The 25,399-nt window shown below is 68.4% G+C and carries 24 protein-coding genes; 13 read left to right on the top strand and 11 right to left on the bottom strand.

Translation table 11 applies throughout. From position 1 onward, the window contains the following. The first annotated feature begins 263 nt into the window (after positions 1-263). The 3 genes from ACIRRA_RS38110 to ACIRRA_RS38100 all read left to right on the top strand — a co-directional run bounded on the left by ACIRRA_RS38110 (position 264) and on the right by ACIRRA_RS38100 (position 3,090). A complete protein-coding gene (locus ACIRRA_RS38110) occupies positions 264-1,208 on the top strand; it encodes a hypothetical protein (protein ID WP_402778704.1) in 945 nt (314 codons plus the stop codon). Between the two features lie 159 nt (positions 1,209-1,367). Continuing rightward, positions 1,368-1,949 carry a sigma-70 family RNA polymerase sigma factor gene (locus tag ACIRRA_RS38105; protein WP_213557917.1) on the top strand — a complete coding sequence of 194 codons (582 nt, stop codon included), beginning with the start codon at positions 1,368-1,370 and terminating at the stop codon, positions 1,947-1,949. Next, entirely contained in the window at positions 1,942-3,090 is a 1,149-nt protein-coding gene (locus ACIRRA_RS38100; RefSeq protein WP_402778699.1) for an anti-sigma-D factor RsdA, read from the top strand. The genes ACIRRA_RS38105 and ACIRRA_RS38100 overlap by 8 nt, the downstream gene beginning before the upstream one ends. Before the next feature lie 124 nt (positions 3,091-3,214). On the opposite strand, the gene ACIRRA_RS38095 is transcribed toward ACIRRA_RS38100, so the two are convergent. Then, entirely contained in the window at positions 3,215-3,628 is a 414-nt protein-coding gene (locus tag ACIRRA_RS38095; protein WP_029923780.1) for a DUF5319 domain-containing protein, read from the bottom strand. 391 nt (positions 3,629-4,019) lie between these two features. On the opposite strand from ACIRRA_RS38095, the gene guaB reads away from it, so the two are divergent. Both guaB and ACIRRA_RS38085 read left to right on the top strand, forming a co-directional pair. Then, positions 4,020-5,564, top strand: coding sequence for an IMP dehydrogenase (gene guaB, locus ACIRRA_RS38090; RefSeq protein WP_402778694.1), 1,545 nt, complete (start codon positions 4,020-4,022; stop codon positions 5,562-5,564). A gap of 191 nt (positions 5,565-5,755) precedes the next feature. Then, the gene (locus tag ACIRRA_RS38085) at positions 5,756-6,889 is read left to right on the top strand and encodes a GuaB3 family IMP dehydrogenase-related protein (protein ID WP_402778691.1); all 1,134 of its coding nucleotides are present in this window, start codon (positions 5,756-5,758) and stop codon (positions 6,887-6,889) included. A 267-nt stretch (positions 6,890-7,156) separates the two neighbouring features. Here the strand turns inward: ACIRRA_RS38085 and ACIRRA_RS38080 are convergent, their stop codons facing one another. Then, positions 7,157-7,981, bottom strand: a complete 825-nt coding sequence (locus ACIRRA_RS38080) for an alpha/beta fold hydrolase (RefSeq protein ID WP_402778688.1) — start codon at positions 7,979-7,981, stop codon at positions 7,157-7,159. 503 nt (positions 7,982-8,484) lie between these two features. Between ACIRRA_RS38080 and guaA the strand changes: the two genes are divergently transcribed. After that, a complete protein-coding gene (gene guaA / locus ACIRRA_RS38075) occupies positions 8,485-10,077 on the top strand; it encodes a glutamine-hydrolyzing GMP synthase (RefSeq protein WP_402778685.1) in 1,593 nt (530 codons plus the stop codon). Positions 10,078-10,324: 247 nt separating this feature from the next. Here guaA and ACIRRA_RS38070 read toward each other — a convergent pair whose 3' ends face one another. The 4 genes from ACIRRA_RS38070 to ACIRRA_RS38055 all read right to left on the bottom strand — a co-directional run bounded on the left by ACIRRA_RS38070 (position 10,325) and on the right by ACIRRA_RS38055 (position 14,440). Further along, positions 10,325-10,531: a hypothetical protein gene (locus tag ACIRRA_RS38070; RefSeq protein WP_356997121.1), complete on the bottom strand. Its 207-nt coding sequence runs from the start codon at positions 10,529-10,531 to the stop codon at positions 10,325-10,327. Further along, the gene (locus ACIRRA_RS38065) at positions 10,524-12,464 is read right to left on the bottom strand and encodes a PspC domain-containing protein (protein ID WP_402778680.1); all 1,941 of its coding nucleotides are present in this window, start codon (positions 12,462-12,464) and stop codon (positions 10,524-10,526) included. Before ACIRRA_RS38065 ends, ACIRRA_RS38070 begins: the two co-directional genes overlap by 8 nt. A gap of 116 nt (positions 12,465-12,580) precedes the next feature. Continuing rightward, positions 12,581-13,174, bottom strand: coding sequence for an MspA family porin (locus ACIRRA_RS38060; protein WP_402778677.1), 594 nt, complete (start codon positions 13,172-13,174; stop codon positions 12,581-12,583). A gap of 273 nt (positions 13,175-13,447) precedes the next feature. Beyond that, a complete protein-coding gene (locus ACIRRA_RS38055) occupies positions 13,448-14,440 on the bottom strand; it encodes an AraC family transcriptional regulator ligand-binding domain-containing protein (protein ID WP_402778810.1) in 993 nt (330 codons plus the stop codon). A 183-nt stretch (positions 14,441-14,623) separates the two neighbouring features. Between ACIRRA_RS38055 and ACIRRA_RS38050 the strand changes: the two genes are divergently transcribed. The 4 genes from ACIRRA_RS38050 to ACIRRA_RS38035 are packed head-to-tail and all read left to right on the top strand — an operon-like array spanning position 14,624 to position 17,922. Continuing rightward, the gene (locus tag ACIRRA_RS38050) at positions 14,624-15,205 is read left to right on the top strand and encodes a UbiX family flavin prenyltransferase (RefSeq protein WP_402778674.1); all 582 of its coding nucleotides are present in this window, start codon (positions 14,624-14,626) and stop codon (positions 15,203-15,205) included. A 21-nt stretch (positions 15,206-15,226) separates the two neighbouring features. Further along, positions 15,227-16,720, top strand: a complete 1,494-nt coding sequence (locus ACIRRA_RS38045) for a UbiD family decarboxylase (protein WP_402778671.1) — start codon at positions 15,227-15,229, stop codon at positions 16,718-16,720. Positions 16,721-16,750: 30 nt separating this feature from the next. After that, positions 16,751-17,161 (top strand): DUF3224 domain-containing protein, encoded by a 411-nt coding sequence (locus ACIRRA_RS38040; RefSeq protein ID WP_402778668.1) that lies wholly within the window; start codon positions 16,751-16,753, stop codon positions 17,159-17,161. A gap of 17 nt (positions 17,162-17,178) precedes the next feature. Beyond that, a complete protein-coding gene (locus tag ACIRRA_RS38035; protein ID WP_402778665.1) occupies positions 17,179-17,922 on the top strand; it encodes an SDR family oxidoreductase in 744 nt (247 codons plus the stop codon). 335 nt (positions 17,923-18,257) lie between these two features. On the opposite strand, the gene ACIRRA_RS38030 is transcribed toward ACIRRA_RS38035, so the two are convergent. Further along, positions 18,258-18,641, bottom strand: coding sequence for a VOC family protein (locus ACIRRA_RS38030; protein WP_402778661.1), 384 nt, complete (start codon positions 18,639-18,641; stop codon positions 18,258-18,260). A 279-nt stretch (positions 18,642-18,920) separates the two neighbouring features. Here ACIRRA_RS38030 and ACIRRA_RS38025 point away from each other — a divergent pair, with 279 nt between their 5' ends. Then, on the top strand, positions 18,921-19,514 hold the full coding sequence (locus ACIRRA_RS38025) for a hypothetical protein (protein WP_402778658.1): 594 nt from the start codon (positions 18,921-18,923) through the stop codon (positions 19,512-19,514). 153 nt (positions 19,515-19,667) lie between these two features. Here the strand turns inward: ACIRRA_RS38025 and ACIRRA_RS38020 are convergent, their stop codons facing one another. After that, entirely contained in the window at positions 19,668-20,081 is a 414-nt protein-coding gene (locus ACIRRA_RS38020) for a nitroreductase family deazaflavin-dependent oxidoreductase (protein WP_402778655.1), read from the bottom strand. Positions 20,082-20,427: 346 nt separating this feature from the next. Here ACIRRA_RS38020 and ACIRRA_RS38015 point away from each other — a divergent pair, with 346 nt between their 5' ends. Then, on the top strand, positions 20,428-21,726 hold the full coding sequence (locus tag ACIRRA_RS38015; RefSeq protein ID WP_402778652.1) for a PspC domain-containing protein: 1,299 nt from the start codon (positions 20,428-20,430) through the stop codon (positions 21,724-21,726). A gap of 62 nt (positions 21,727-21,788) precedes the next feature. Then, on the top strand, positions 21,789-22,430 hold the full coding sequence (locus tag ACIRRA_RS38010) for a response regulator (protein ID WP_402778649.1): 642 nt from the start codon (positions 21,789-21,791) through the stop codon (positions 22,428-22,430). A 152-nt stretch (positions 22,431-22,582) separates the two neighbouring features. On the opposite strand, the gene ACIRRA_RS38005 is transcribed toward ACIRRA_RS38010, so the two are convergent. The 3 genes from ACIRRA_RS38005 to ACIRRA_RS37995 form a co-directional block, all read right to left on the bottom strand. Then, entirely contained in the window at positions 22,583-23,713 is a 1,131-nt protein-coding gene (locus ACIRRA_RS38005) for a serine/threonine-protein kinase (protein WP_402778646.1), read from the bottom strand. A 409-nt stretch (positions 23,714-24,122) separates the two neighbouring features. Beyond that, positions 24,123-25,142 (bottom strand): sucrase ferredoxin, encoded by a 1,020-nt coding sequence (locus ACIRRA_RS38000; protein ID WP_402778643.1) that lies wholly within the window; start codon positions 25,140-25,142, stop codon positions 24,123-24,125. Then, complete coding sequence (locus ACIRRA_RS37995) at positions 25,139-25,378, bottom strand: hypothetical protein (protein ID WP_402778641.1); 240 nt, start codon at positions 25,376-25,378, stop codon at positions 25,139-25,141. Before ACIRRA_RS37995 ends, ACIRRA_RS38000 begins: the two co-directional genes overlap by 4 nt. Between the last annotated feature and the right edge of the window lie 21 nt (positions 25,379-25,399).

The raw sequence follows: 25,399 nt of genomic DNA, 5'->3' as shown, positions 1-25,399 counted from the left end.
TCACCTGATCTATGCAAGACTCTCGATCAGAGTGATCTCAGCCATTGGACATCTCGCGCCGAGTAGGGTAGAGATGGCCGATTCGCGGCCGTCAGGTTAATAGCGCGAAACGCTATACGAATTCCTTACGGGCGTGCTGGGCGATAGCGAGAACAGATTTACGGAGTGGAAACACAAAGGCGCTTGCGAATGCTGATCGATAGCTGGGGTGCTGTGGTATGGCAGCTGCCCTCACTTGCCCCGGCACTGGTTACAGTGCGGCTGTGCCTGTGCTCGAAGTGAACTCCGAACTCGCCGACGCCGCTTTCGGCGCCAACCCCGAACGCGCTGCCATCGGGTTGCCGGCCGCCGCCGACGCCGCCGGATACTGGCTGCGGGCAGTCTCGCTCAGTGGAATCGGACACTACGCCGCCGCGCGCGCCGAGCTCGGCCGCGCCCGCCGCGCGACCACCGACCCCGCGCTGCTGTCGCTCACCCACAGCACCGAGGCCTCGTTGCTGCGCCAGCTCGGCTGGCACGGCGACGCCGCCGTCGCCGACGGCCGCGCGGCCGCCCTGGCCCTGCCCGCCGTTGCCGGCGATATCCAGCACGCGACCGCCCCCGCCGCGACCCCGACGGAAATCAGGCGCGCCGAAGCGGTTTGCGATGCGTTGACCGGACTCGCCGCCGATGCTCTCGGCACCCTCCGCCCGGCGCTTGCCGCCCGGCTGCTGGATCGTTGCCACAAATATCTCGACGTTCATCTGACCGATGCCGCGAGTGCGTGGCGCCCGCGTGTCCGACTGCACTGGGTTGCTGCCGAGACGGCGCTGTCGGCCCCCGGCTCCGGTTTGATCTCCGCCCCCGTGGCCGACCTCACTGCCGGCGATCGCCCGGCCCAGGTCGATCCCGCCCTGGCACACGCCGAGGCCGCCCTCGTCCTGGCGGAAAACTCGCCCTCGCTGCGGCATCGAGTGAAATCCCGGCTACTTCTGGCCGCCGCCAGCGCCGCCGCGGGTGACCTCGAGCGATCCCGGGCTCTCGCAACCGAAGTCGATCGTGCCTGCGCCGAACATGAGCTGCTGCCGCTGCGCTGGGCCTGCGCCATGCTCCGCTCCGGTGTCGAACCCGGAGGTGACGGCGCGATCCTGGCAGCCGAGTGCGCGCGGTTGCTGGACGCTCGCGGTGGGCGATTGCGTTCGGCCAGCGGCCTTCTCGGCCATCCCTGAGTGTCCCCCGGGACTTCCCTGAGTCGTCCCCGAGAACCACCCCGTAACGCCTGGCATGAATGCGCCAGCCGCTATTGTTGGACCGTTCCGCCCCTCCGCGGAAGCACGGGCTCTCCCGCCGCCGTGCCACTCTCGAAAACGCCAGGAACAGCTCTGACGATGAACAACACGGGTGAGGAGTTGGATCCCGCAGTCGTCGCTGCCGCAGCGCAGGGCGACCGGGCGGCCCTTTCCCAGGTACTGGTGAGCATCCGCCCCCTCGTGGTGCGGTATTGCCGTGCGCGCATCGGATCGGCCGAACGTGGCCAGCTCTCCGCTGACGACGTCGCGCAGGAGGTTTGTCTGGCCGTCATGACCGCCCTCCCCCGGTACCAGGATCAGGGTCGGCCGTTCATGGCTTTCGTCTACGGCATCGCCTCGCACAAGGTCGCAGACGCCCACAGAAATTCCGCCCGTAACAAGGCGGACGCCATGGCCGAAGTACCGGATGTCATATCCACCGACCAGGGACCGGAGCAGCGAGCTCTCGAATCCGAAACGAGCCGGCAGATGAACGCTCTGCTGGCGACCTTGCCGGAAAAGCATCGAGAAATCCTGATCCTTCGCCTGGTCATGGGTCTGTCGGCTGAAGAAACCGCAGTCGCCGTGGGCAGTACGGCGGGTGCTATACGAGTCGCCCAGCACCGGGCACTCGCGAAACTCAAGTCTCAAGTGGCGAGGGCAGGTGAAATGTATGGCTAGGGATGGCGAGCGCGGTCGGGGCGACTGGAAGGCGCGACCTGGATCGCAGAACAGCGGTCCCTACGCCGAGGCGTCCGGTGATACCGGGCCGGTGGACATTGCCGCGGTGCGACGCGACGATGCACTGATCGACGCCATCTCCGGCGATGGCCCCGTGCAGACGGGTACTTCGGAGGAGTATCAGCTCGCCGCCTTGCTGGCGGACTGGCGCGCGGAGATCGTGGCCGAGCCTTTGCCGGCCGGACCGGACCTGGATGCCATTGTCGCCGCGGTCAACCAGGAGATCGGCGCACGACAGGCCAGAATCGGCGCGTCGAATCGCGGGCGACTACGGCTCGTCCGGCCCATCCTGGGTGCGGCGGCGGCCATGGCACTCGTCATCGGCGGTCTGACGGCGTTCTCCTACAACGCGAGCCCCGGTGATCCGCTCTGGCGGGTCAAGGAGGTCGTGTTCAGTGAACAGGCGCAATCCACGGTCGTCTCGCGGGCGGACAGTGATCTGCAGCAGGCGCAGCAGCTCATCGCGCAGGGCAAGGCCGACGAGGCCAAGCCGCTGATGGAGCGTGCCGCCGACAATGCCTCCCAGGTCAACGACTCCGGCAAGAAGGACAACCTGACCGACCGCTGGCAGCAGCTGTACGCGGTGCTGCAGCAGAAGGCGCCCGAGGTGGCCAGTTCCCTGGCGTCGATCGCCCCGACCAGCAGCACCACCAAGGTGCCGGTCGTGACGACCACGCCGAATGAGCCGGTGCCGCCGGTGAATCCGCCGACCAAGACGGACGGCACTCCGTCGACGACCATCGATTCGCGGGCGGCCGAGACCGCGCCGAGCCCGAATCCGGGCGCCGGAGGCGGAGTTTCGACGGTGCCGGTCGTTCCGCCGATGACCACCCTGCCGTCTCTGCCGCAGGAATCCGAACCGCCGGTGGTGCCGCCGACCGGCGGTGGCGGGAACTCGACGTCGGTCGCGGTTCCGGGCGGAGGCACCACCGGAGGCGGTACGACGGGTGGTGGCGTACAGCCGACGCCACAGCCGCCGGTCGAAAAGCCCTCGGCCGTCGTGCCTATCCTCCCGTCCACGATCATCGTGCCGTCCGGCGGCGGCGTGCTGCCGCCGGTTCCGATGCCGGGGACGCGCTAGAACACCACCCGCTTCACCCGATCGTCGTGCGCCGATCGGGTTTTCACATCAGCGGGGCGGAGCGGTCTTCGCAGGACATGCGAAAAGGGCCTGCATCCTTGGGATGCAGGCCCTTTTCGATGAATCAGACGTCGAACCCGTCGAATCCGTCGCCGTGCAGTGCCTCGTTCATGGAAGCGTCCGCGTAACCGCGGCAGTAGTCCCAGGTGACGTAGGCCTCGGGCGTCGGGTCGTAGGCGGGCTCGTGCGGTCGCACCGTGCCGTCCACCAGTAGCTGGAGGAGATTGGCGCGCAACATGTCCCAGTCGTGGTAGTGATCCTGTCGGCAGTCCTCGCAGCTGACCACGAGACCGCGGATGCCACGGTGGGCCAGCAGCGCCTCGTAGACCGCGAGGTCGGCGAGATCCTCTTCGACCGCTAGGCGCTCGTGAGGATCCAGCGGCTCCCCCGGCTCGATGGCATCGAGCGCGGCCGACGGGTCGGAGGGGTCTCCGGCGAACGGATCCGGCGGCAAGCCAGGTGGTAGATGGTCACGCACAGTCCCACGGTACGCAGAACCACCCCATGTGCGCCAGCGCTGAAGGGGATTTGCCCTCACTTCGCTGGTGGTGCGGCGCACAGTCCTCTCCCGGCGCGGCGCACTGTCTTGTTCTGCGGCGGGCTCGGGTGTTTGTCCCGAGCAGACGCCGTGATGTCGTGGCAGCCGACACATTAATGGCACAGCCGACAAACCGCAGCGGTTGTGGCCGTCGATACGGCGCTGTCAGGCCCACCGGCGCGGGGTCGGGCGGGGTGCGGCGTGGAATTGTCGAGCCGATACCATGGTTGACCAAAGGCCGGGTAGCAAACGCCGGCATTGCCATTCATCCATGCGTTCACCGGTGCCCGGTCCGGTGGATGTTGCCGAGGTCCAGGAGGGGTCGATCCGAATGAGCAGTCCCGTGACGGGCGAACGAAACGCTGGCCGCCCCCATACGGGCGGCGACGATCCCGACAAGATCGCCATGCTCGGCCTCACCTTCGACGATGTGCTGTTGTTGCCCGCGGCCTCGGATCTGATTCCGAGCTCGGTCGACACCTCGAGCACGCTGACGCGTGAGATCTCGCTGCGCACCCCACTGGTGAGTTCGGCCATGGACACCGTCACCGAGGCGCGTATGGCCATCGCCATGGCGCGCGCGGGTGGTATGGGCGTGCTGCATCGCAATCTGTCGGTGGAGGCGCAGGCCGCGCAGGCCGAGACGGTGAAGCGGTCGGAGGCGGGCATGGTGACCGATCCGGTGACCTGCCGTCCCGATGACACGCTGGCCGAGGTCGACGCCATGTGTGCTCGCTTCCGCATCTCCGGTCTGCCGGTGGTGGACGAGCGCGGCATGCTGGTCGGCATCATCACCAACCGCGATATGCGGTTCGAGGTCGATCAGGACCGCAAGGTCGCCGAGGTGATGACCAAGGCGCCGCTGATCACCGCCCAGGAGGGCGTCACGGCCGAGGCCGCGCTGGGCCTGCTGCGCCGCCACAAGATCGAGAAGCTCCCGATCGTGGACGGCAGCGGCAAGCTGCGCGGCCTGATCACGGTCAAGGACTTCGTCAAGACCGAGCAGTACCCGAACGCCACCAAGGATCGCGACGGCCGCCTGCTGGTCGGTGCCGCGGTCGGTGTCGGCGAGGACGCCTGGGTCCGGGCCATGACCCTGGCCGAGGTCGGCGTGGACGTGCTGGTGGTCGACACCGCGCACGGTCACCAGTCGGGCGTGCTGCAGATGGTCTCCAAGGTCAAGGCCGAGGTCGGCGACCGGGTGCAGATCGTCGGCGGCAATATCGCCACCCGTGCGGGCGCCCTGGCGCTGGTCGAGGCGGGCGTGGACGCGGTGAAGGTGGGTGTGGGCCCCGGCTCCATCTGCACCACCCGCGTGGTCGCCGGTGTCGGCGCGCCGCAGATCACCGCGATCCTCGAGGCCGTGGCGGCGTGCAAGCCGCACGGTGTGCCGGTCATCGCCGACGGTGGTGTGCAGTACTCCGGCGACATCGCCAAGGCCATCGCGGCAGGCGCCTCGACCGTCATGCTCGGTTCGCTGCTGGCCGGTACCGCCGAGTCGCCCGGTGATCTGATCCTGGTGGGCGGCAAGCAGTTCAAGAGCTACCGCGGCATGGGTTCGCTGGGCGCCATGCAGGGTCGCGGCGAGGCCAAGTCGTACTCCAAGGACCGCTACTTCCAGGACGACGTGCTCTCGGAGAAGAAGCTGGTGCCCGAGGGCATCGAGGGCCGGGTGCCGTTCCGCGGCCCGCTGGATCAGGTCATCCACCAGCTGGTGGGCGGTCTGCGCGCGGCCATGGGCTACACCGGTTCGCAGAGCATCACCGATCTGCAGGCCGCGCAGTTCGTGCAGATCACGGCGGCGGGCCTGAAGGAGTCGCACCCACACGACATCACCATGACCGTCGAAGCTCCCAACTACACCACCCGTTCGTAGCCGGACATAACCGGCAAATGCCAACGCCCACAAGGTTCGCGGCGGGTCTCGTTCTGGACTGCGCTCCGCCTCCCCGCGCTGGGAGCGGACCCGGGAGCGAAGCGGAGGAGCGGAGGGAAGAACGAGACCTCCAGCGCCGCGAACCCGCCCGGAGCGAAGCGGAGGGCAAATTAGACACAGGAGGACTGACGATGCGCGATATGGTCGAGATCGGCATGGGCCGGACCGCCCGGCGCACCTATGAACTGGACGATATCGACATCGTTCCGTCCCGTCGGACCCGCTCGTCCAAGCAGGTGTCGCTGTCCTGGCAGCTGGACGCCTACCGCTTCGAGATCCCGTTCCTGGCGCATCCCACCGACGCGCTGGTGTCGCCGGAGTTCGCCATCGAGCTGGGTAGGGCCGGCGGTCTGGGCGTCATCAACGGTGAGGGCCTGTGGGCCCGGCACGCCGATGTGGCCGCCAAGATCCAGCAGCTGACCGAGGTCGGCGAGAAGGAGGGCACCGAGGCCGCGGTGGCGCTGCTGCAGGAGCTGCACGCCGCGCCGATGCAGCCCGATCTGCTGGCCGCCGCGGTCGCGCAGGTGCGCGCGGCCGGTGTCACCACCGCGGTGCGGGTGAGCCCGCAGAACGCGCGGGCGCTGACCCCGGCGCTGGTGCAGGCGGGCATCGACCTGCTGGTGGTGCACGGCACCATCATCTCGGCCGAGCACGTGGGCGACGGTGAGCCGTTGAATCTGAAGACCTTCATCGCCGAGCTGGATGTGCCGGTGGTGGCGGGCGGCGTGTCCGATCACCGCACCGCGCTGCACCTGATGCGCACGGGCGCGGCGGGCGTCATCGTCGGCTACGGCTCCATGCAGGGCGCCACCACCACGGGTGAGGTGCTCGGCATCGGGGTGCCGATGGCCACCGCCATCGCCGACGCCGCGGCCGCGCGTCGCGACTACCTGGACGAGACCGGTGGCCGCTACGTGCACGTCATCGCCGATGGCGAGACGCTGACCTCGGGCCACATCGCCAAGGCCATCGCCTGTGGCGCGGACGCGGTCATGCTTGGCGTGCCGCTGGCCATGGCCCGGGAGACCCCGGGCAACGGCTGGTACTGGCCGTCGGCCGCCGCGCACCCGTCGGTGCCGCGCGGCGCGGTGCTGCCGTACGCCGTCGACGAGGAGCGCGTCCCGCTGGACCAGGTCCTCAACGGCCCCTCCAACGACCCGTTCGGTTCGCTGAATCTGGTTGGCGGCCTGCGTCGTTCGATGGCGAAGACCGGCTACAGCGACCTCAAGGAATTCCAAAAGGTCGGTTTGAACATCCGCGCCTGACCGCGAATCACGGCCTAGCGCCCTTGCGTATTCACCCGAATGTGCAAGGGCGCGAACCATATCCGACATCCGCGCTACCGGACTTCGACCGCTGACGAAGTTCTGGATCGGTCGTCTCCTCCGCCTCCCCCGTGCCTTCAGCGCATGGCTTGGGAGCTGTGGATGGTCGTGCACGTATGCCGGCGGTCGGGTGCCGAAACGATTGTGGACCTATCCGACGAGTTACCCGGATCGGTCCGAAATCAGTTGTCACCTTTGCGAACGGAGTCAACGGCTCCCGAGTTGGGCGCTGAAAGCGCGGGGCGGCGGGGGAGCCAACCCGCGGAGGAATTCTCGGACGGCGGTGTTGACGGCCACGGGGTGGGTCATGTTCACCGTTTGGCGGGCGCCTTCGATTTCGAGGTAGTGGGCATTGGGGAGGCGGTCGGCGAGTTCGCGGGCGTGGGAGCGGAGGACGCCGGAGCGGGTGGGGTGGATGACCAAAGTGGGGCAGGTGATTTCGGATAGTCGGTCCAGGACCGAGTCGCGGCCCAGCAGGGCGCCGGCGGCCACCTCGGTGGCATTGGGGTCGCGGGCGAGCCAGCGTTTCACCCAGACGGCGCGGTACCAGTCGTCGTCGCCGATGAGCCAGCGGGCGAGGTATTCGGCGAGGGCGGGGCGGGGGCCGTCTTCATGCCATTTGTCGAGGAACCTCCGGGCGTTGGCGAGTTCGGTCGGGGTGGGTTCGTGCGCGTCGCAGGAGAGCAGGATGAGGGCGGCGACGCGGCCGGGGGCCAGTAGCGCGGTGCGCAGGGCGATGAAGCCGCCCTGTGAAATCCCTCCCACCACGGCGCGTTCCGCGCCGAGTTGATCCAGTACGGTCAGCGCGTCCCGGGCGGAGGTCCAGTACGTGAACGGCAGCCCCTCGTCGCGGGTGCGGCCGTGCCCGCGCGCATCCCAGGTCACGATCCGGAACTCGGGTGTCAGCGCCGCCTGTTGCGACGCGAACATCGTTCGGTCCATGAGGAATTCGTGCCCCAACAGCACCACCGGACCTTCGCCCCCGCTGTCCTCGTAGTGGATCTCGGCATCGATCGCACGGGCGAATGGCACGTGGTAGAGGATAGCCAGCACCGGTGACAATCCGGCGAGCTTTACTCCCCCGCCTCCCCGAATCTTCGGCGGGCAGCTGAGTGCCGTTGACTGTTGTGAACCCCGCACCTGGCCGAGGATTCGTCCTTTTCAGAGTTATCGGATGTTCGCTACCGGTCGCTGGGCGCGCTTCAACGGCGCCATGCCGAGGACGACGGGAACGGGGACGGAAGTCCCTATCGCCGGCTCGCGCGATGCGAATACCGTTCCGTTGCCACCACTTCCGGGCCGGGCCGGTCACCGCTTCCGAGGCCGCGGTGCGCCTCGGCCCGGGGTGGAGGTCCATCCCCGAGACTCCGGCGGGCGGCTCGGTGCCGTTGACTGCCGTGCACCCGTGCCGACGGTTGGGTGCCGAACCGATTGTGGACGTACCCGGTCAGTTGCCCGCATCTCACAAGATCAGTTGTCACCTACCGATCCGCAGGGATACCCAGCGGATGCTGAAGGCGGGGGAGGCGTGATCAATGTGGCGTGTATCGCTCACTAGACTGTGGGCCGTGGCAGAAACCCAGCGACCAGTCCTTGTCGTCGACTTCGGCGCGCAGTACGCGCAGCTGATCGCGCGCCGGGTGCGCGAAGCGAGTGTGTATTCCGAGGTGGTCCCGCACACGATCACCGTGGAGGAGATCGCGGAGAAGAACCCCGCCGCGGTGATTCTCTCCGGCGGGCCGAGCAGCGTGTACGCCGAGGGCGCGCCGCAGTTGGACGCGCGGCTGTTCGATCTGGAGCTGCCGGTCTTCGGTATCTGCTACGGGTTCCAGGCCATGGCGCAGGCGCTCGGCGGGACGGTGGCGCACACCGGGACTCGTGAGTACGGCCGCACCGAGCTGAGCGTGGACGGCGGCATCCTGCACGGCGGCCTGCCGACCCGGCAGCCGGTGTGGATGAGCCACGGCGACGCCGTCACCGATGCCCCCGCCGGGTTCGAGGTGACCGCGACCTCCGCGGGCGCACCGGTCGCCGCGTTCGAGGATCGGGCGCGCAAGCTGGCGGGTGTGCAGTACCACCCGGAGGTGCTGCACTCGCCGCACGGCCAGCAGGTGCTGAGCCGGTTCCTGCACGAGATCGCTGAGATTCCGGGCGCGTGGACGCCCGCCAATATCGCCGACGCGCTGATCGCCCAGGTGCGGGAGCAGGTCGGGGACGGGCACGCCATCTGCGGTCTGTCCGGCGGCGTGGACTCCGCGGTCGCGGCGGCGCTGGTGCAGCGTGCCATCGGTGATCGTCTCACCTGTGTGTTCGTCGATCACGGTCTGCTGCGCGCGGGTGAGCGTGAGCAGGTGCAGCGTGATTTCGTCGCCGCGACCGGGGCCAAGCTGGTCACCGTCGACGCGGTGGAGAAATTCCTGGGTGAGCTGAAGGGCGTCACCGATCCGGAGGAGAAGCGCAAGATCATCGGCCGGGAGTTCATCCGGTCGTTCGAGGACGCGGTCTCCGAGGTGGTCGGCGAGCAGGGCGAGACCAAGGTCGAGTTCCTGGTCCAGGGCACCCTGTATCCGGACGTCGTGGAGTCCGGCGGCGGTGCGGGCACCGCGAACATCAAGAGCCACCACAATGTCGGCGGCCTGCCCGACGATCTGGAGTTCGCGCTCGTCGAGCCGCTGCGGCTGCTGTTCAAGGACGAGGTGCGCGCGGTCGGCCGCCAGTTGGGGCTGCCCGAGGAAATCGTTGCGCGCCAGCCGTTCCCGGGTCCGGGTCTGGCCATCCGCATCATCGGCGAGGTGACCCACGACCGGCTGGAGCTGCTGCGCCAGGCGGATGCCATTGCGCGCGAGGAGCTTACGGCCGCGGGCCTGGACAAGTCGATCTGGCAGTGCCCGGTGGTGTTGCTGGCCGATGTCCGTAGCGTCGGCGTGCAGGGCGACGGCCGCACCTACGGCCATCCGATCGTGCTGCGCCCGGTCTCCAGCGAGGACGCCATGACCGCCGACTGGACCCGCCTGCCCTACGAGGTGCTGGAGCGCATCTCCACCCGCATCACCAATGAGGTGGCGGAGGTCAACCGCGTGGTGCTCGACGTGACGAGCAAGCCGCCGGGGACCATCGAATGGGAGTAGGAATTTCCCGCTGACAAAGAGATGGCCCGCACCCAGAGGTGCGGGCCATCTCGTTCCCTCGTCTCCCAGAGTGACAACTGATTTCGTGCCGACGGGGGTAACTCGTCGGGTACGCCCGAAATCGATTTGGCACTCGACCGCCGGCACGCGTGCCTGGCGGTCGACGGCACCCGAGTCGTGCGCTGAAGGGCCGGGGAGGCGGGGGAGCGGTGCGCTACCCCGGCGAGGGAAGGGGCAGCGCGGTCGGTCAGTCGCGGTTCTTTCTCGGGGTGAGAACCAGGACGATACCGACGACAATGGCGGCGATCACCACGATCCAGCCCAGGGACAGGCCGCCGGAGACGGGCCAGAAGTGGGGGCCGACGAAGGCCCACACGCTCACGCCCAGGCCGAGCAGGCCGGCCAGCAGGAGTCCGAACGAGGGACGACGGTTCTTGTTCCGGTTCTCAGCCACGGTTCACCTCCGCATTTCCCATCTGTACATCGACGGTCAGGTTCAGGACGGGACCCGTCGCCGGGCCGGACATTCCGCTCAGGCAATTCGAATCGCCCATGCGGACAGTGCATGTCGTATTGACGCGGAGGTTGGGCGGCAGCACCACGCGGGCGTCGCCCATGCGTACCTTCACGGCGACGTCACGGTCCTCGGTCAGCTGCAGCCTGCTCAGGTCGAGGGTGCCCGACCCCATCGTGACGTGGTACTCGGGCAGCAGTTCGGAAGCCGTTGCGGCGGTCCACCGGTGGTCGCCCATCGCGCCCTGATCGAATTCGATGGGACCCACCAGCGAGGCCAGGATGACGAATCCGGCCAGCGGTGCGAGCAGCACCATGAGGCCGTGGCCGCGACGCAGGAACGCGCCGATGATCAGTCCGAGCGCGATCACCGCGAGGGCCGCGGCCCCGATCCGGGCCGGGGTCATCCAGTCCACGCCCGAGGCGGCCACGGAACCCGCTGCGGCGGCGGCCAGGATCGCGAGGCCGATGGTGACCGCGGTCAGCCGGGAGCGAGGGCGGCGCGGGGGCGCCTGTACTGCGGTCTGCTGCAGCGGCATGCCAGGCTCGGGGAGCTGCCAGGCCAGCGGGGCCACGCCGAGCGGATCCCAGCCGGGCGGGGTGGGCCCGAAGTCGGGGGAGATCGGCGCGGGCCCGAATCCGGCCCGGGGGCGATCGGCGGCCGACGGAATCGGGTGCAGCACACGGGGTTCGCCGGTCTCGGGGATGGCGGGCGCCTGATTTCCGCCGCTGGCGCCATCGGCCGGTGCGGAGGGGCTGTCGAGGGCAGACAGGGCAGGGCTCGGCTTGCTCATGTCGACCGGTGCCGCAGGACCTGTGCTGCGGGGCTGCCCGGAATCCGTCGCATCGCCGCGTTGTCCCGGTCCGGTCCGGCTCGAGTCGGTCGTCCCCGCAGGGCCGGCACCGGCGGCAGCCTTACTCCCGGCGGATGCGTCCTGATTCGCGGTCCCGGTTCGAGCGGCGTCGGTCGGTTCTCCGGAAGCGACCGGGCCCGAGGGAGATCCGGACTTCTGCATCACCACGGTGTCGGCCACGGAGGATGCTGGGGCGTAGCGGGTGTCGAGGACTTCGGTGGTCGCGGTGTCCGGAAGGTGTTGCGGGGTAGGTGATTCCGGGTGCCGGACGGCGGTGTCGGCGTCGGGCGGATTGGCGCGGAGTACCGCCGTGTCGGCGTCGCCGGTCGGAGAGGGGTGCTGCGCCGTGCCGGGCTGCGACATGGGCTGGGCGGCGGCGGATTCCGGCGCGGGCGGCTGGTTGGGGTCGGGCTCGTAGTGGTCCGGGAGGGTGGTATACGGGCCGTAGGTTTGGAAGGTGACGGCGTTGGTGCCCGGGTAGCCGGTCCAATACGAATTGGTGGTGCCGGGGTAGCCGGTATTGAGGAGGCTGTCGGCGGCCGTCTGGTCGAAATAGGCGGCGGGCGGCTGGGTTTGGCGCTGGTAGAGCAGCCACCAGCCGGCCAGCATGAGCGCGAAGCTGATGACACCGGACCCGCCGAGCCCGACGCCGACGGGTCCCATCGTGCTCACGGCGATCCCCAACGCCACCATGAGCACGATGGTCCGGGACGAGTTCTGCGAGGACTGGCCGCGGCCGAACAGCGATTCCGCCGGCGAGGACTGGTCGCCCGCCTGCGGGAGCAGCAGCCAGCCGAGCAGGTAGAGCACGATGCCCGCGCCGCCGAAAAGCGCCGACACCACGAACGCCACCCGCACCAGGACGGGGTCCACGTCGTAGCGGCGGCCGAAGCCGACGGCCACGCCCGCGAGCGGTCCGTCCTTCGGGAAGCGCATCGGCCGGGTCCGCCACAGATCGTGAAGTTGATCGGAGAAGCCGGTACGCCCGGCGCCCTTGGACCAGTCGCTCGTTCTCGTCATGGCTTCCATCGTGCTGTTCGGCCTTGTCCGGGCGCATCGGGGATCACCCTGAATGGGTACCTGAACTTCGGCCCGGAGCTGTGCCCTACCGGCGGCGATGGGTTCGGTGCCGGGCACTACAGGGTGATGGGGTCGCCGTATACCGCGCCGCTGCCGCCGTCGGGTCCGGAGTCGGCGCTGATGAGTGTGTAGGGCCGGATGGTGAGTGGTCCGGCGCAGCCGCTGACCATGAGGTGGAAGTCCTGGATCAGCAGTGTCCCGGTGCCGCCGTCGCCCGGCAGGTCCTTTTCCCCGGCGACCACGTCGGCGATCTTGCCGGGGGAGATGGAGATGTCGACGCCGACGCCGCCGGTGACGGTGGGCCCGACGCTGAGGTCGACGCCGGCGTGCGGGCCGAGCGAGGTGTCGAGCCCGGCAGTGGCGGTGACGGTGGGGTTGAGGTCGAGTTCCGGGTCGATGTGCAGCTTGGCGTCGATGTCCGCCTGGCAGGCCACGTAGTACCCGGTCTTCAGGTGTCCGGTGCCTCCGGCGGGGACGGTGCCATAGGAAGTGCTGTCCAGGAACACTTCTCGATTGGTCGGCATGCCGTTCAAGGGCGCGATCGGCCGGGCGTCGAGGTCGCGCTGTCCGACGGTGAATGTGAATCCGCTTGCCGTCGAATAGGTTTTCTCGTGCGGCGCGTAGGCCGCGCTCGCGTGTGCTGTGATCATTGCGTATCCGACGGCCGCCGCGACAGCCGTCAGTACCCGTGCGCCCTGCATTGTTCTCCCCGCGATCCTGCCCAAATCTGCGGCACGCTGCGCGGGCCGTTGTCGATGATCTGCGGCGAATCTCCATGATCACTGCGGGGTTCCTGGGAGTCGGCTGTGGGGATCAGCGGCATCGAGGCGTCTCGCGGCATGCGCGCCCGGCGTCGTGGCGGTGACGTCCCAGTCGCCCCGGGCGCGCATCGAACCCGCGGAGGCGGATCGGAAACCCGGTTGTCAGCTCGCCTGCTTCTCGACCTCGCCGGAGTCCCAGCGGCGAGCCGCGCGGCGCAGCGCGCGCACATCGGAATAGCCGAGACGCTGGGCCAGCGACGACTTGCTGGTGGTCTCGGCTGCTTGCCGGGCCATCGTCTGCCGGGCGAGGTCCAGTTCGCGCCGCCAGGTTGTGCCGGATTCGGCCAGATGGCGCTGCAGGGTTCGCGGGCTCACGGTCAGGCATCGCGCGACGGCGTTCAGTGAGACATCGCCCGCACCGAGCATCTCCCGCAGCGCCCGCTGAACATGCTCGGGCCAGGAGAGCTTGTCGAGCAGCGGGGCAGAGAGCGACTCCGCGTGCCCACGCACGATTTTCGCGAGTACCGGATCGGCGGTGCGCAGCGGCAACGCCAGGTCGCCGGCCCGCAGCGTCACGCTGTCGAACGGGGCGTCGAAGTCGATGGCCGCGGTACCGAAGGCGTCGACGAACGCGCCCATGGCCCGAGGTGGTTTCTGTCGCAGGGTGATTCGAGCCGGTGTGATCGATGCTCCGGTGGCGTGCCGGATGCGAGCCAGCGTGCTGGCGTAGGCGGCCTGGATGGTCAGATCGGCGCCGCGCCCATCGCCGTCGGTCATCTCCAGCACCGTGGTGTACTCGCTGTCGCTCGTATCCCGTGCCGAGCTGTAGTGGTGATTGGTGGCCATCAGCGCGCCGTTGCGCCGCACGGCGGCGAGCCCTTCGGCGACGGTGGCGGCCGTGCTGAACAGGTAGTCGAAGATGCCGAATCGGCCGATCCGGTACGTCGTGGCGATCCGCAACCCGACTTCCGGTGCGTCCTGACGGAATTCGGCGTGCTCCCACAGCCGCAGGTAGGCGCCGCTGGACACCATGCCGTGCTCGGTGGTCAGCACCGACTGCGGCAGGCCGGCGTCACGCAGCAGCATGCGCGTGTCGACTCCTTCGCCCGCCGTGTTCAGTACGCATCGGGCCAATATTGCGCTATAGGCGGGCACCGAATCGAACACCTGATCATCGTAAGCGTTGACCGGAATCCGACGCCCAGGTCACGCTCTCGGCGAAATCGGTGGCGGATCGGCTTCGCTGCGGCGGCGGCCGGCCGAGGATGACGCATTCGGTTCCCTTCCCGACATGAACGGTCCTTCCGCGAGTCACCTCTGGTCGGCAACGCTGAGGCGGTGTCAGAGACTACGACCGGGCAATCGCGGCGGCTGGTGGTGGGAATCAGCGGAGCGACCGGAATCGCCTATGGCATCCGGGCACTGGAACTTGCGCGCAAGGCCGGGGTGCAGACCCATCTGGTGGTGACTCCCGCCGGGCAGCAGACAAGGGCCTACGAAACCGGGTTCAGTGCAAAGGATCTCGCGGCCATGGCCGACGTGGTCTATCGTCCCGCCGACATCGGGGCGGCCATCGCATCGGGCTCGTTCCGGACGGCGGGAATGCTGGTGGCGCCGTGCTCGATTCGAACACTGTCGGCCATCGCCTACAGCAACGGTGACAACCTGCTCACCCGCGCGGCGGACGTGACCCTCAAGGAACGGCGCCGGCTGGTGCTGATGGTGCGCGAAACCCCGCTGACACTGGGCCATCTGCGCGCGATGACCGCGGTCACCGAATCCGGCGGCATCGTGATGCCGCCGGTGCCCGCCTTCTATCTGCGCCCCGACAGCATCGACGAACTGGTCGACCACACTGTCGGCCGGGCGCTGGATCTGTTCGGCATCGATCTACCGGATATGCCCCGCTGGGGCGAGTGACACCTCCTCGAAGGAATCATCGTGAAACATCTGAAGAGCCTGCGCGAATTTCTCTCCGAGCTGGAGCAGATCGGCGAGCTGCAGACCATCGATCACGAGGTCGATTGGGATCTGGAAATCGGTGCGGTCACCCGACGCTCCTACGATCTGCGGGCTCCCGCACCGCTTTTCACCAATGTCACCGGATACGGCGACACCGGGTTCCGAGTGCTGGGCGCCCCCGGCGCGTTCAGCAGCGCCGAACATCAGTTGGCGCGCATCACGATGGCGCTCGGGCTGCCCGCCGAGGCGAAGGGCCAGGAGCTGATGGAGGCGCTGGTCGCTGCCCGCAGCAAGCCGGGTATTCCGCCGGTGCAGGTCCCCAAGGAGGGCGCCCCGTGCAAGCAGAACGTCCTGCTCGGTGACGATGTCGACCTGACGATCTTCCCGACGCCGCGCATTCACGGCAACGACGGCGGTCGCTACATCGAGACCTGGGGCATCAACATCGCCCGCACCCCGGACGGGTCGTGGACGAACTGGTCGGTCAACCGCATGATGATCCACGACAGCAAGAGCCTGGCCTGCCTGATCGCTCCGGTGCAGCATCTGGGCATCGTCCGCTCGAAGTGGGCCGAGATCGGCAAGCCGATGCCGATCGTGCTGGCGCTGGGCGTGGAGCCGGGACTGCCGTTCGTGGGCGGAATGCCGTTGCCGGAGGGCGTATCCGAGTGCGACTTCATCGGAGGCTATTTCGGTGAGGGCATCGAGGTGGTGCCGGCCGAGACGGTCGATCTGCTGGTGCCCGCGACGGCGGAGATCGTGATCGAGGGCTATGTGTCGATCGACGAAACCGTCATGGAGGGCCCATTCAACGAATTCCCGGGCTACAACGCCACTGTCGCCTCCCCGAAGGCGCGTTTCGATGTCACCGCGATCACCTATAGCGATGGTGCCATCCTGCCGGTGGTCGCCGCGGGCCCGCCGGTCGAGGAAGATCACACCTGCACCGCCACCATGCACGGAGCGGAACTGCTCTACCAACTGCGTCAGGCCGGGCTGCCGATCTCCTCGGCCTGGCACACCCCCGAGGCCGCGATGCACTGGCTGACCCTGTCGGTGCGCCAGGACTGGCACAAGACCCTCGGGATCTCCTCGGCCGAATTGGTACAGCGGGTCGCCGATGTGGCGTTCACCGGCAAGGCATCGGTCAACGCACCCAAGATCCTGCTGGTCGAGGACGATGTCGACATCACCAACGTCAACGAGGTGGTGTGGGCGTTCGCGACTCGGTCGCACCCCGACGTGGAGCGCGGTGAATTCCATTTCCCGCACAAGCTCAGCGACGACCTGCCGGTGTACCTCGATGACGAGGAGAAGCACACCTTCATGGCGGGCAAGGTGGTCTACAACTGCCTGCTCGCCGACCTCTACCCGGAGGGCAAGCGCCCGGTGAAGGGCAGCTTCGAAAACGGTTGGCCCACCGAGATTCAGCAGCGCGTGCTGTCGAATTGGCAGAAATACGGATACCGCTGATCCGTATTCCGAGAAACGAAGGAGAAATTGATGAGCAATCCCGAAACCACCCACGCCACCGGCCGGATCACGGTCCACAAGTACGAGCCCACGGCCTACGAGGAGCCGGCCGAGGGCCCGGTGCTGACCCGGATCCACGTCGAGGAGAGCTTCAGCGGCGACATCTCCGGTGAGGGCGTGGTGGAGTTCCTGCAGTCCGCCAATGCGGACGGCTCCGCCAGCTTCGTCGGCATCGAGCGGGTCACCGGCACCATCGCGGGCCGGGAGGGCACCTTCCTGCTGCAGGATCAGGGCAGCGTCGCCGACAATATCGTCAGCGGCGAGTGGTTCGTGGTACCCGAGTCGGGCACCGGCAAGCTCGCCGGCTTGCGGGGTACCGGTGGCTTCAAGGCCAATCTCGGTGAGAACGCCGAGATCTGGCTCGACTACTGGTTCGAGTAGAAGGTAAGGGACACCGCATGTCTGAATCACTGGCCGGCAGAACGGCCCTCGTGACCGGGGCGGCCACCGGTATCGGCACGGCCATCGCCCGTGCCCTGGCGGCCGCGGGCGCGCAGGTGGTGATCAATCACCCGCACACCCCAGATCTCGCCAAAGCCGCTGTCGCCGAGATCGAATCGGCCGGTGGCAGCGCGATCGAGCTCGCGGCGGATGTGACGAACCCGGACGAGTACCGGGCGATGGTGGAGCAGTTGCTTTCCACCTTCGGTCGCTGGGACATCCTGGTGAACAACGCGGCGGTGGCCATCACCAAGCCGTTCGACCAGGTCACCTCCGAAGAGTTCGATCGCAGCTTCGCGGTGAACGTCAAGGGCGTGTTCCACGGTCTGCAGCTGGCCTGGGATCACCTGGCCGACGGCGGGCGTATCATCACGATCTCGAGTTCGACGACCGGATTGATGTTGCCCGGCTACGCGGTCTACGACGCCACCAAGGGCGCGGTCGAACAGTTCACCCACATCCTGTCCAAGGATTTCGGCAAACGCGGCATCAGCATCAATACCGTCAGCCCCGGCGCGACGGAGACCGAGACCTACCGGATCGGCAAGAGCGAACAGTTCCTCGCCGGCCTGGAAGCGTTGAGCGCCTTCGGAAGGCTCGGACGGCCCGACGAAATCGCCGCCGTGGTCGCATTTCTCGCCTCCGACGCGGGCGGCTGGGTGACCGCCCAGAACATCCGCGTCAACGGCGGCACTGTCTAGTACTGCCGCATTCAGGTGAGTGGGTGGCCTCGCCGTCGTCTTCGTTGTCGGCGAGCCACCCTTTGCGGCAAGGGTTTTCGTGGCCGCAGGCCAGGCCGGGCGAGCATCGACAGGGTGATGTGGGCACACCAGGCCCGCCATGTGCGGGCCTGCTGTGGCCGAGCCCGGCCTCGCCTTCGGCCTGCTCGAACACCTCTTGGGCGTGCAGGGTCAGCCGTGTCGGAACCTGCCACCCAGCCGATCAGGCCGCCTGCTGCTGCACCAGCGCACGATTCTCGCGTTCTACCCGGGCGACGGCCCATTTGGCTTCGGGCCGTTGACCGTCGAGGCCGCGGTCATGCGGAGGTGGCGATCTTCCAGAGGTGGCCGTCGGGGTCGGCGATGTAGCCGAAGTAGCCACCCCATTGGGCGGCGGTGGCGGGCTTGACGATTGCGCCGCCGGAGGAGATGGCGGTGTCGATCACCGCGTCGACTTCTTCGGTGGTGTCGACGATGTGGTGGAAGGAGACGCCGCGGAAGCCGGTGCCCTCCGGGGAGACTCCGGCGTCGCCGGCCGCGTGGGCCACCGGGTAGATGCCGAGGGCGGAACCGCCGTCGAGTTCGAATGAGGCGAAGTTCGGGAAATCCTGGCCGAGCTTCGCGCCGAGGGCGACGTAGAACTTCTTGGAACGCGCCATATCGTCCACTGCCAGCATGATGGTGGTGACCTGCAGAGCCATTGTCTTCTCTTTCCTGCCGTTGTTTGCGGTTCACTCTCTCGACCGGCCGCGCCGGCCATATGTGACAGGCAGTGGCATGTGTCACATCGACGGAATTCGGGTGCGATCAACCGAGCGAACTGCCTCCGGCGCCAAACCTGTTACGCGCCTGCATCATTCACAGCCAATTGGCACCGGACGCCGATCGTCCTCGCATCTTCGGGTGATTGGCTCGAGCCGACGGCACGCCGGGTTGCGGCGGCCCACGATGATCCTAGGAGAGCGTTGTCCACTCCACCCGTGTCCCGTACCAGCAGAATTCTCGCCGCCGCCCTGATGGCCGCCGCACTCGCCGGGGCTCCGGCCATCGCCGCCGCAACCACCGGTGACCCCGGCGGCAGCGCGAGCACACCAGCGGCCACCACACCCGACGCCACCGGCACGGGCGGCGGCACTGCGGCGGGAACCGGAGCCGGCACAGGAGGAGGGACGGGAACCGGGGCAGGGACGGGAGCCGGGGCAGGGACCAGCTCGGCCCCCGGGTCTCCGGGCGGGGTGAATCCCGGTGGACCCGATATCCCTTCGTCCCCCACCCCGGTCGCCCCGACTCCCCCGACCTCGACACCCGTGCCGACTCCCCCGACCTCGACACCGACACCCGTGCCGACTCCCACGACACCGAACCTGACCGAACCCTGCGATCTCACCGATACCGCCTGCCTGATGGCCAATCCGCAGGATCCCAACAGCCCCCTGAACCCCGACAACCCGGCGAGCCCGTACTACTACCGGAATCACCGGCAGGACGACTCGACGATCCCCGGTGCCGGACAGGGCGGTTCGAACAACCCGGGAGGCGGGCTGGGCGGACTGTTGCCGAGCCTCAGCGGCTAGCTCGAGTTTCAAAGCTCTGCGGCGTGGTCGCGGTCCGGCGGGTTCGAGTGCACCGACGCCGTGACCGCCGGCAGCATCGCGCTGGTCATCGCCTCCTGGGCGCTCCGCCCCGCCAAGGCACGCTCCCTCGTCAGATGGGATCCGCTGTTTGTTTCAGGCGGTTTCGCGGTGCACCGCGATTACGGGAATCTTGCGGGTCGTCTTGACCCGGTATTCGGCGAACACCGGCATGAGCTCGACCATGCGGTCATAGAGCTCGTCGGCTTCCGGCCCGGTGACGAATTCCGCCTTGCCCGTGTACGTTTCGTCACCGACCTCCACCGTGAGCCGGGGATTGGCACGCAGGTTGTGGTACCAGGCGGGATGCTTGTCCGCACCACCGTTGGATGCGATGAGAACGATGCGCTCACCGTCGGGGACGTAGACGAGCGGATTGGTGATCGCCCGGCCGGATTTCGCGCCGGTCGTGGTGATCAGCACCATGTTGGTGCGGCCCTCGAACGTCCCGCCGACCTTCCCGCCGTTGGCCCGAAACTCCTCGATCACGGATTCGTTGAATGCGTTCATATACCCTGTCCTGTCCCAGATCTGCTGCTGCCAACCGAGCGGGCCGGGGAGAAATTCCGCTTTGTCAGTGGGCGGGGCAGGGCGGGTGGTAGGGGAGGTGGCGGTGCCAGAGGTCCGCGGTCCACATGGTTCCGGTGATCACGCAGATCCGGCCGGGGTGGTCCGGCCGGCCATCCGGTCCGGTCGGGGCACGATCGGCTGCGAGACCGGACGACCCCGCGCAGCATCCGATTGTCGACCAGGTCAGCGGCGCTTCCTGTCCGGTCCGGACAAAACGGCGCCTCAGGGATCGAATCGGGGTGTTTCCTGATGTCGGGTGTCACCGGCCCGTGCCAGTATCGAAGGCATGTATCCGTCCGCGCCCCTGTACGACCCTGCCCGCGGGGCGGTCACACCTGTGACCCAGCCCAGGCTGGTGCGGCGTACCGGCGGGCGCATCGTGGGCGGGGTCGCGGGCGGGCTCGCCGATCACCTCGGGATCGACGTGTTGCAGGTGCGGATCGGTTTCGTGCTGCTGTCCGCGCTGGCCGGGGCCGGGATCGTCGCCTACGGGATGCTGTGGATCTTCACGCCCGCCGGGGGCGATGCGGCTCCGCCGACCGGGTCGGAGCGGCGGCAGGCCATCGGATTGGCGCTGCTCGGTATGGCTTTGGCGGTGGCCACCGCGTGGGTGTTCAACGGGACGGCCGCGCATGTGGTGGGGCCGATCATCGTGGTGGCGGTCGGTGCGGCGCTGGTGTGGCGCGAATTCGACGCGGACGGGCCGAGATCCGTCATCGGGCTGCCCGCCAAACCGTCGGTGGTCACCTGGGCGCGCATCGTCGGCGGGGCCACCCTCATCGTGGTCGGGCTGGGTGTGGTGGTGCTGGGGCGGATCAACCTCAGTTCGCTGGGGTCGGCGCTGCTGGCGGTGGCGGTGACCCTGGTCGGGGCCGGGCTGCTGACCGTGCCGCTGTGGCTGCGCATGATGCGCGCGCTGAATGCCGAACGCTCGGCGCGGATCCGCAATGACGAACGCGAGGAGATCGCCTCGCACCTGCACGATTCCGTGTTGCAGACGCTGGCCCTGATCCAGCGGCAGGCCGGCGACCCGCAGGAAGTGGTGCGGCTGGCCCGCAGTCAGGAACGCGAGCTACGCAGGTGGCTGTTCGAGGACACCGGGCCGGCGCAGTCCAGCCTGGCCGCCGCGCTGCGCACCATCGCCGGCGAGGTGGAGGACCAGCACGGGGTGAAGGTCACCCCGGTCACCGTGGGCGATGTGTCCATGGACCTCGACGACAGCGGAATCGGACTGCCCAAGGAACATTTCACCGCGCTGCTCGGGGCCTCCCGGGAGGCGCTGGTCAATGCCGCCAAGCACGCCGGGGTACCGACCATCGACCTGTACGCCGAGGTGGAGCCGCATCAGGTGAGCGTCTTCGTGCGCGACCGCGGCAAGGGCTTCGACCCGGACGCGGTGTCGAAGGACCGGCAGGGTGTAGCCAAATCCATCCACGCCCGCATCGAGCGCCGCGGCGGGCACGTGGAGATCAAATCCGCGCCCGGCAACGGCACCGAGGTGCGAATCTTCATGCCGCGCAAGGACGGTGGCGACGAGCGGCTGGTGGTGCAGACCGACACCCCGGAAGACGCCGCCAAGCTGTGAGCCGCGGAGTGTGGTACCGATGGGGGCAGAGGTTCGGTTCGGCGTCAGGTGAGGAGTCTTAGGTGAGCGTCCGGGTCTTTCTGGTCGACGACCATGCCGTGTTCCGGTCCGGGGTGCGGGCGGAACTGAGCCGCGAATCCGATATGGAGGTCATCGGCGAGGCGGGCGGGGTGGCCGAGGCCATCGCCGGGATCAAGACGACCGCGCCGGACGTGGTGCTGCTGGACGTGCACATGCCCGACGGCGGCGGGGTCGCGGTGCTGCAGGGCATCGACCCGGGACCGGTGTGCCTGGCGCTCAGCGTCTCCGACGCGGCCGAGGACGTGATCGCGGTGATCCGGGCGGGCGCGCGCGGGTACGTCACCAAGACCATTTCGGGGCCGGAACTGGCCGACGGGATCCGCCGGGTCTCCGGTGGGGACGCGGTGTTCTCGCCGCGGCTGGCCGGCTTCGTGCTGGACTCGTTCACCGGCAAGTCACCGGTGCCGGAGCCGCCACTGGATCCGGAACTGGACTCACTGACCCCGCGCGAGCTCGAGGTGCTGCGTCTGCTGGCCCGCGGCTACACCTACCGTGAGATCGCCGAGACGCTGTTCATCTCGGTGAAGACGGTGGAGACCCACGCTTCCAATGTGCTGCGCAAGACCCAGCAGTCGAACCGGAACGCCCTCACCCGCTGGGCGCACCGGCGTCGCATCGATTGAAATATCCAAGGTGACAACTGATTTCGTGCGTCGAGGGTAACTCGTGGGGTACGTCCGAAATTGGTTCGCCACCCGACCGCCGGTACGCGTGCAGGACTGTCGACGGCACCCGAGCCGTGCGCTGAAAATTCGGGGAGGCGGCGCAGTGGCGGCTACAGCACAACGAGAACGACGATGATGATCAGCAGGCCGATGAGCAGGCCGATCGCCACCGCGAGCGGGCCCGCGTTCGGGCCCAGGGCGCTCAGGTCGAAACCCTTCGACTTGGGTTGCGGGGCAGTCGCAGCCGCGACCGCCTGCCGCTGCGGGCGGGGGAGCGGGCTGGAGTGCGGGCTGCGCAGCCCGGCGGCGGAATTGCGGGCCGCCCAGGCCGGAATCGTCCCGTCCTCGGTGCGGACCGGCGCGCCCAGGATGTAGGGCGCGGTGCCAGGACCGAAGGCGGCGGTGAGGATTTCGTTGCGCGCCTCGGTCATGGTGGGGCGGCGCTGCGGGGCCGGCTCCATCATGTGCAGCAGGACCTCGGTGAGCGGGCCGCTGCGGGCGGGCGGGGTGATCTGGGCCATGGCGGCGCGTTCCACGATGACATTGCTGTCCTCGTCGAAGCCGTAGGGCGGCCGCCCCTCGATGGCGGTGTACAGCGTTGCGCCGAGTGAGAATACGTCGCTGGCGGTGGTGGGGCCGGCGCCGCGCGCGACCTCCGGCGGCAGGTAGGCCGGGGTGCCGGTGATGATGTCACTGATCTCCTCGGTGGCGTCGTTGGCGCCGCTGGAGATGCCGAAGTCGCTGAGCTTGACCTTGCCGACCTCGTCGCCGCGGTCGGCGACCAGGATATTGCCCGGCTTGATGTCGCGGTGCACGATGCCGGCGGCGTGCGCGGTCGCCAGCGCGTCCGCCACCTGCGCGCCGATCTGCGCCACCTCGATCGGGGACAGCTGATCCACCAGCGCAAGGGCTTTGGCCACACTGCGTGAGGGCAGATACTCCATCACCAGCCAGGGCTCACCGGCCTCCAGCACCACGTCGTACACGGCGATGGCGTGCTCGTGCGACAGCTTGGCCGCCACCCGGCCCTCGTGCATGATCCGGCTGCGGACCTCCTGCGCCTCCTCCTCGCTGAGCCCCTGCGTGGTGAGGACCTGCTTGATGGCGACATCGCGGTGCAGCAGCCGATCGGTCGCCAGCCACACGGCACCCATGCCACCACCACCCAGCTTCGACTGCAGGCGGTAGCGGCCGGCCACCAGATAGTCGGGGCCGACAATGGGACGGGCGCGTTCGGTCACGGGTGCAGGGTAGCGGAAAACCATCCTGACTGGCCTGCTTCGAAACCCGAGGTTTGCTGGTATCCGGGTGTGGATCTGGACATTTCATTCCAGACCCATACGGACACAGCACGTTTCGCTTCGTGGCGCCCGCGGGCCGGGTTCGGAGAGAGTCTTGCGTGGTCCGGGGACGATCTCGCGGGTATCTGGCTTTCCGGACGAAACTCACCGAACGGCGGTCAGGGCAGTCTCCAGCGACGCGTCGATCCGCTCTTATCACAATGTGCCGCGATGACGCCCGCCCCTATTTTTCGGGGGTTTCTTTTCGCAATCGGTAAGTCGATGACTCGCGATATTCGCGTCCGGGACGAAAGCACGGCGTGCTACCGAGCGAACTCTAATTCCGAACCGGCAATTGGAGGGTCGGCCGTTACGCCAATTGCCTTATCTCGTCGGCCTCTACCGCGATGGCGGGTTTCGGCGCCGCACCGCAGCTGGCCTGGCGGGGCGGGTAGGCGATGGTGCGGGTGGTGACCAGCCAGCGGCGGCCGTCGCGATGGGTGACCTGGGCCGCGCCGGCGAAAGTGGCCGGGTCGGTGGAGTGTTCGGCGTGATCCGGGGCCGGTTCGACGGTGAGGTCGTCGATGCCCGCGGTCGGGTCGGCGTCCCCGGGGACGGTGGTCGTCAGGCCGGTGTCGTCGAGGAGGGGAGCGGCCAGAGTGTAGGTGGCGTCCGCGATGCGCTGGCGGACCGCGACTTCCGCGACCTGCTCGACCGGGGTGTAGCAGCTGCGGCCGCGCAACCCGGTGAGCGAGACCTCGCCCTTGTCGGCGGCGGCGAGCATGGCGTGGGCCGAATCCTCGTCCAGGCGACCGTAAGTGAGCCCGGTGGGGAGGACGATAACGGCGGGGGCGAAGCGGTGGCCGCCGGTGTGGGAGCACTCCCATACCCGGTCGGGGTGGGCGGCGGACAGGCTCGCGGCGATGGGGCGGCCCAGCAGGGCGCAGCACTGGTCGCGTTTGCCGTGCGCGCAGACCAGGACCAGCGGATCCGTCACGGCCGCACCGATTCCCGGGGCCGGGCCGTTGAGCAGATGCAGGTCCAGGTCCAGCAGCTCACGCAGGTCGCTGATCTCGACGCGCTCGCACCAGGATCCTTCCGGTCGTGAACTGGCGAGCAGAACCGTTCGCACACCCGTGAATTCCGTGCGCCCGGGCCGCCGGATCAGGGTCGGCCGGACGTGCGCCGCCTTGGTGCGCGCCGCCAGTTCCGGCGTGATGTCGGGCCCGAGCACCTCGTCGCCGATCACATCGCGTCCCCACGCCCCGGGCTGCTCGACACACAGCCAGCCGGTGATGCGGGTCGCGCTCCCGGGTAGCGGAACCTCCAGCGTCGCAGCCGAACACGACAATCCCTCGAACCCCGTCACAATGCTCTCGAACTCCGTCACAGTGGCTTCCCGTCGATCAGCTTCCGGATCACCTGCTGCAGCCGCCGCGCTCGCGCCTCCGGCCGCACCGCGTTGCCCGGGTGGTAGTCGACCGCGATGCGCGACCGCATGGGCAGCGTCTCGAAGCAGGCCGCCGCCTCCGGATGCCGGGCCCGCGCCGCGTGATTGGCCGACAGCCAGTCCCGGAACGACTGCTCGTCGGGAAACCGCCGTGCGGGACGCTCGGATGCGGACACCGTTCAACTGTAGATTCCGGC

The organism is Nocardia sp. NPDC101769 (assembly GCF_044766925.1).
Taxonomy (GTDB): domain Bacteria; phylum Actinomycetota; class Actinomycetes; order Mycobacteriales; family Mycobacteriaceae; genus Nocardia.
Note: the sequence above shows the minus strand (reverse complement) of the source record. Positions and strands in the feature narration are given on the sequence as shown.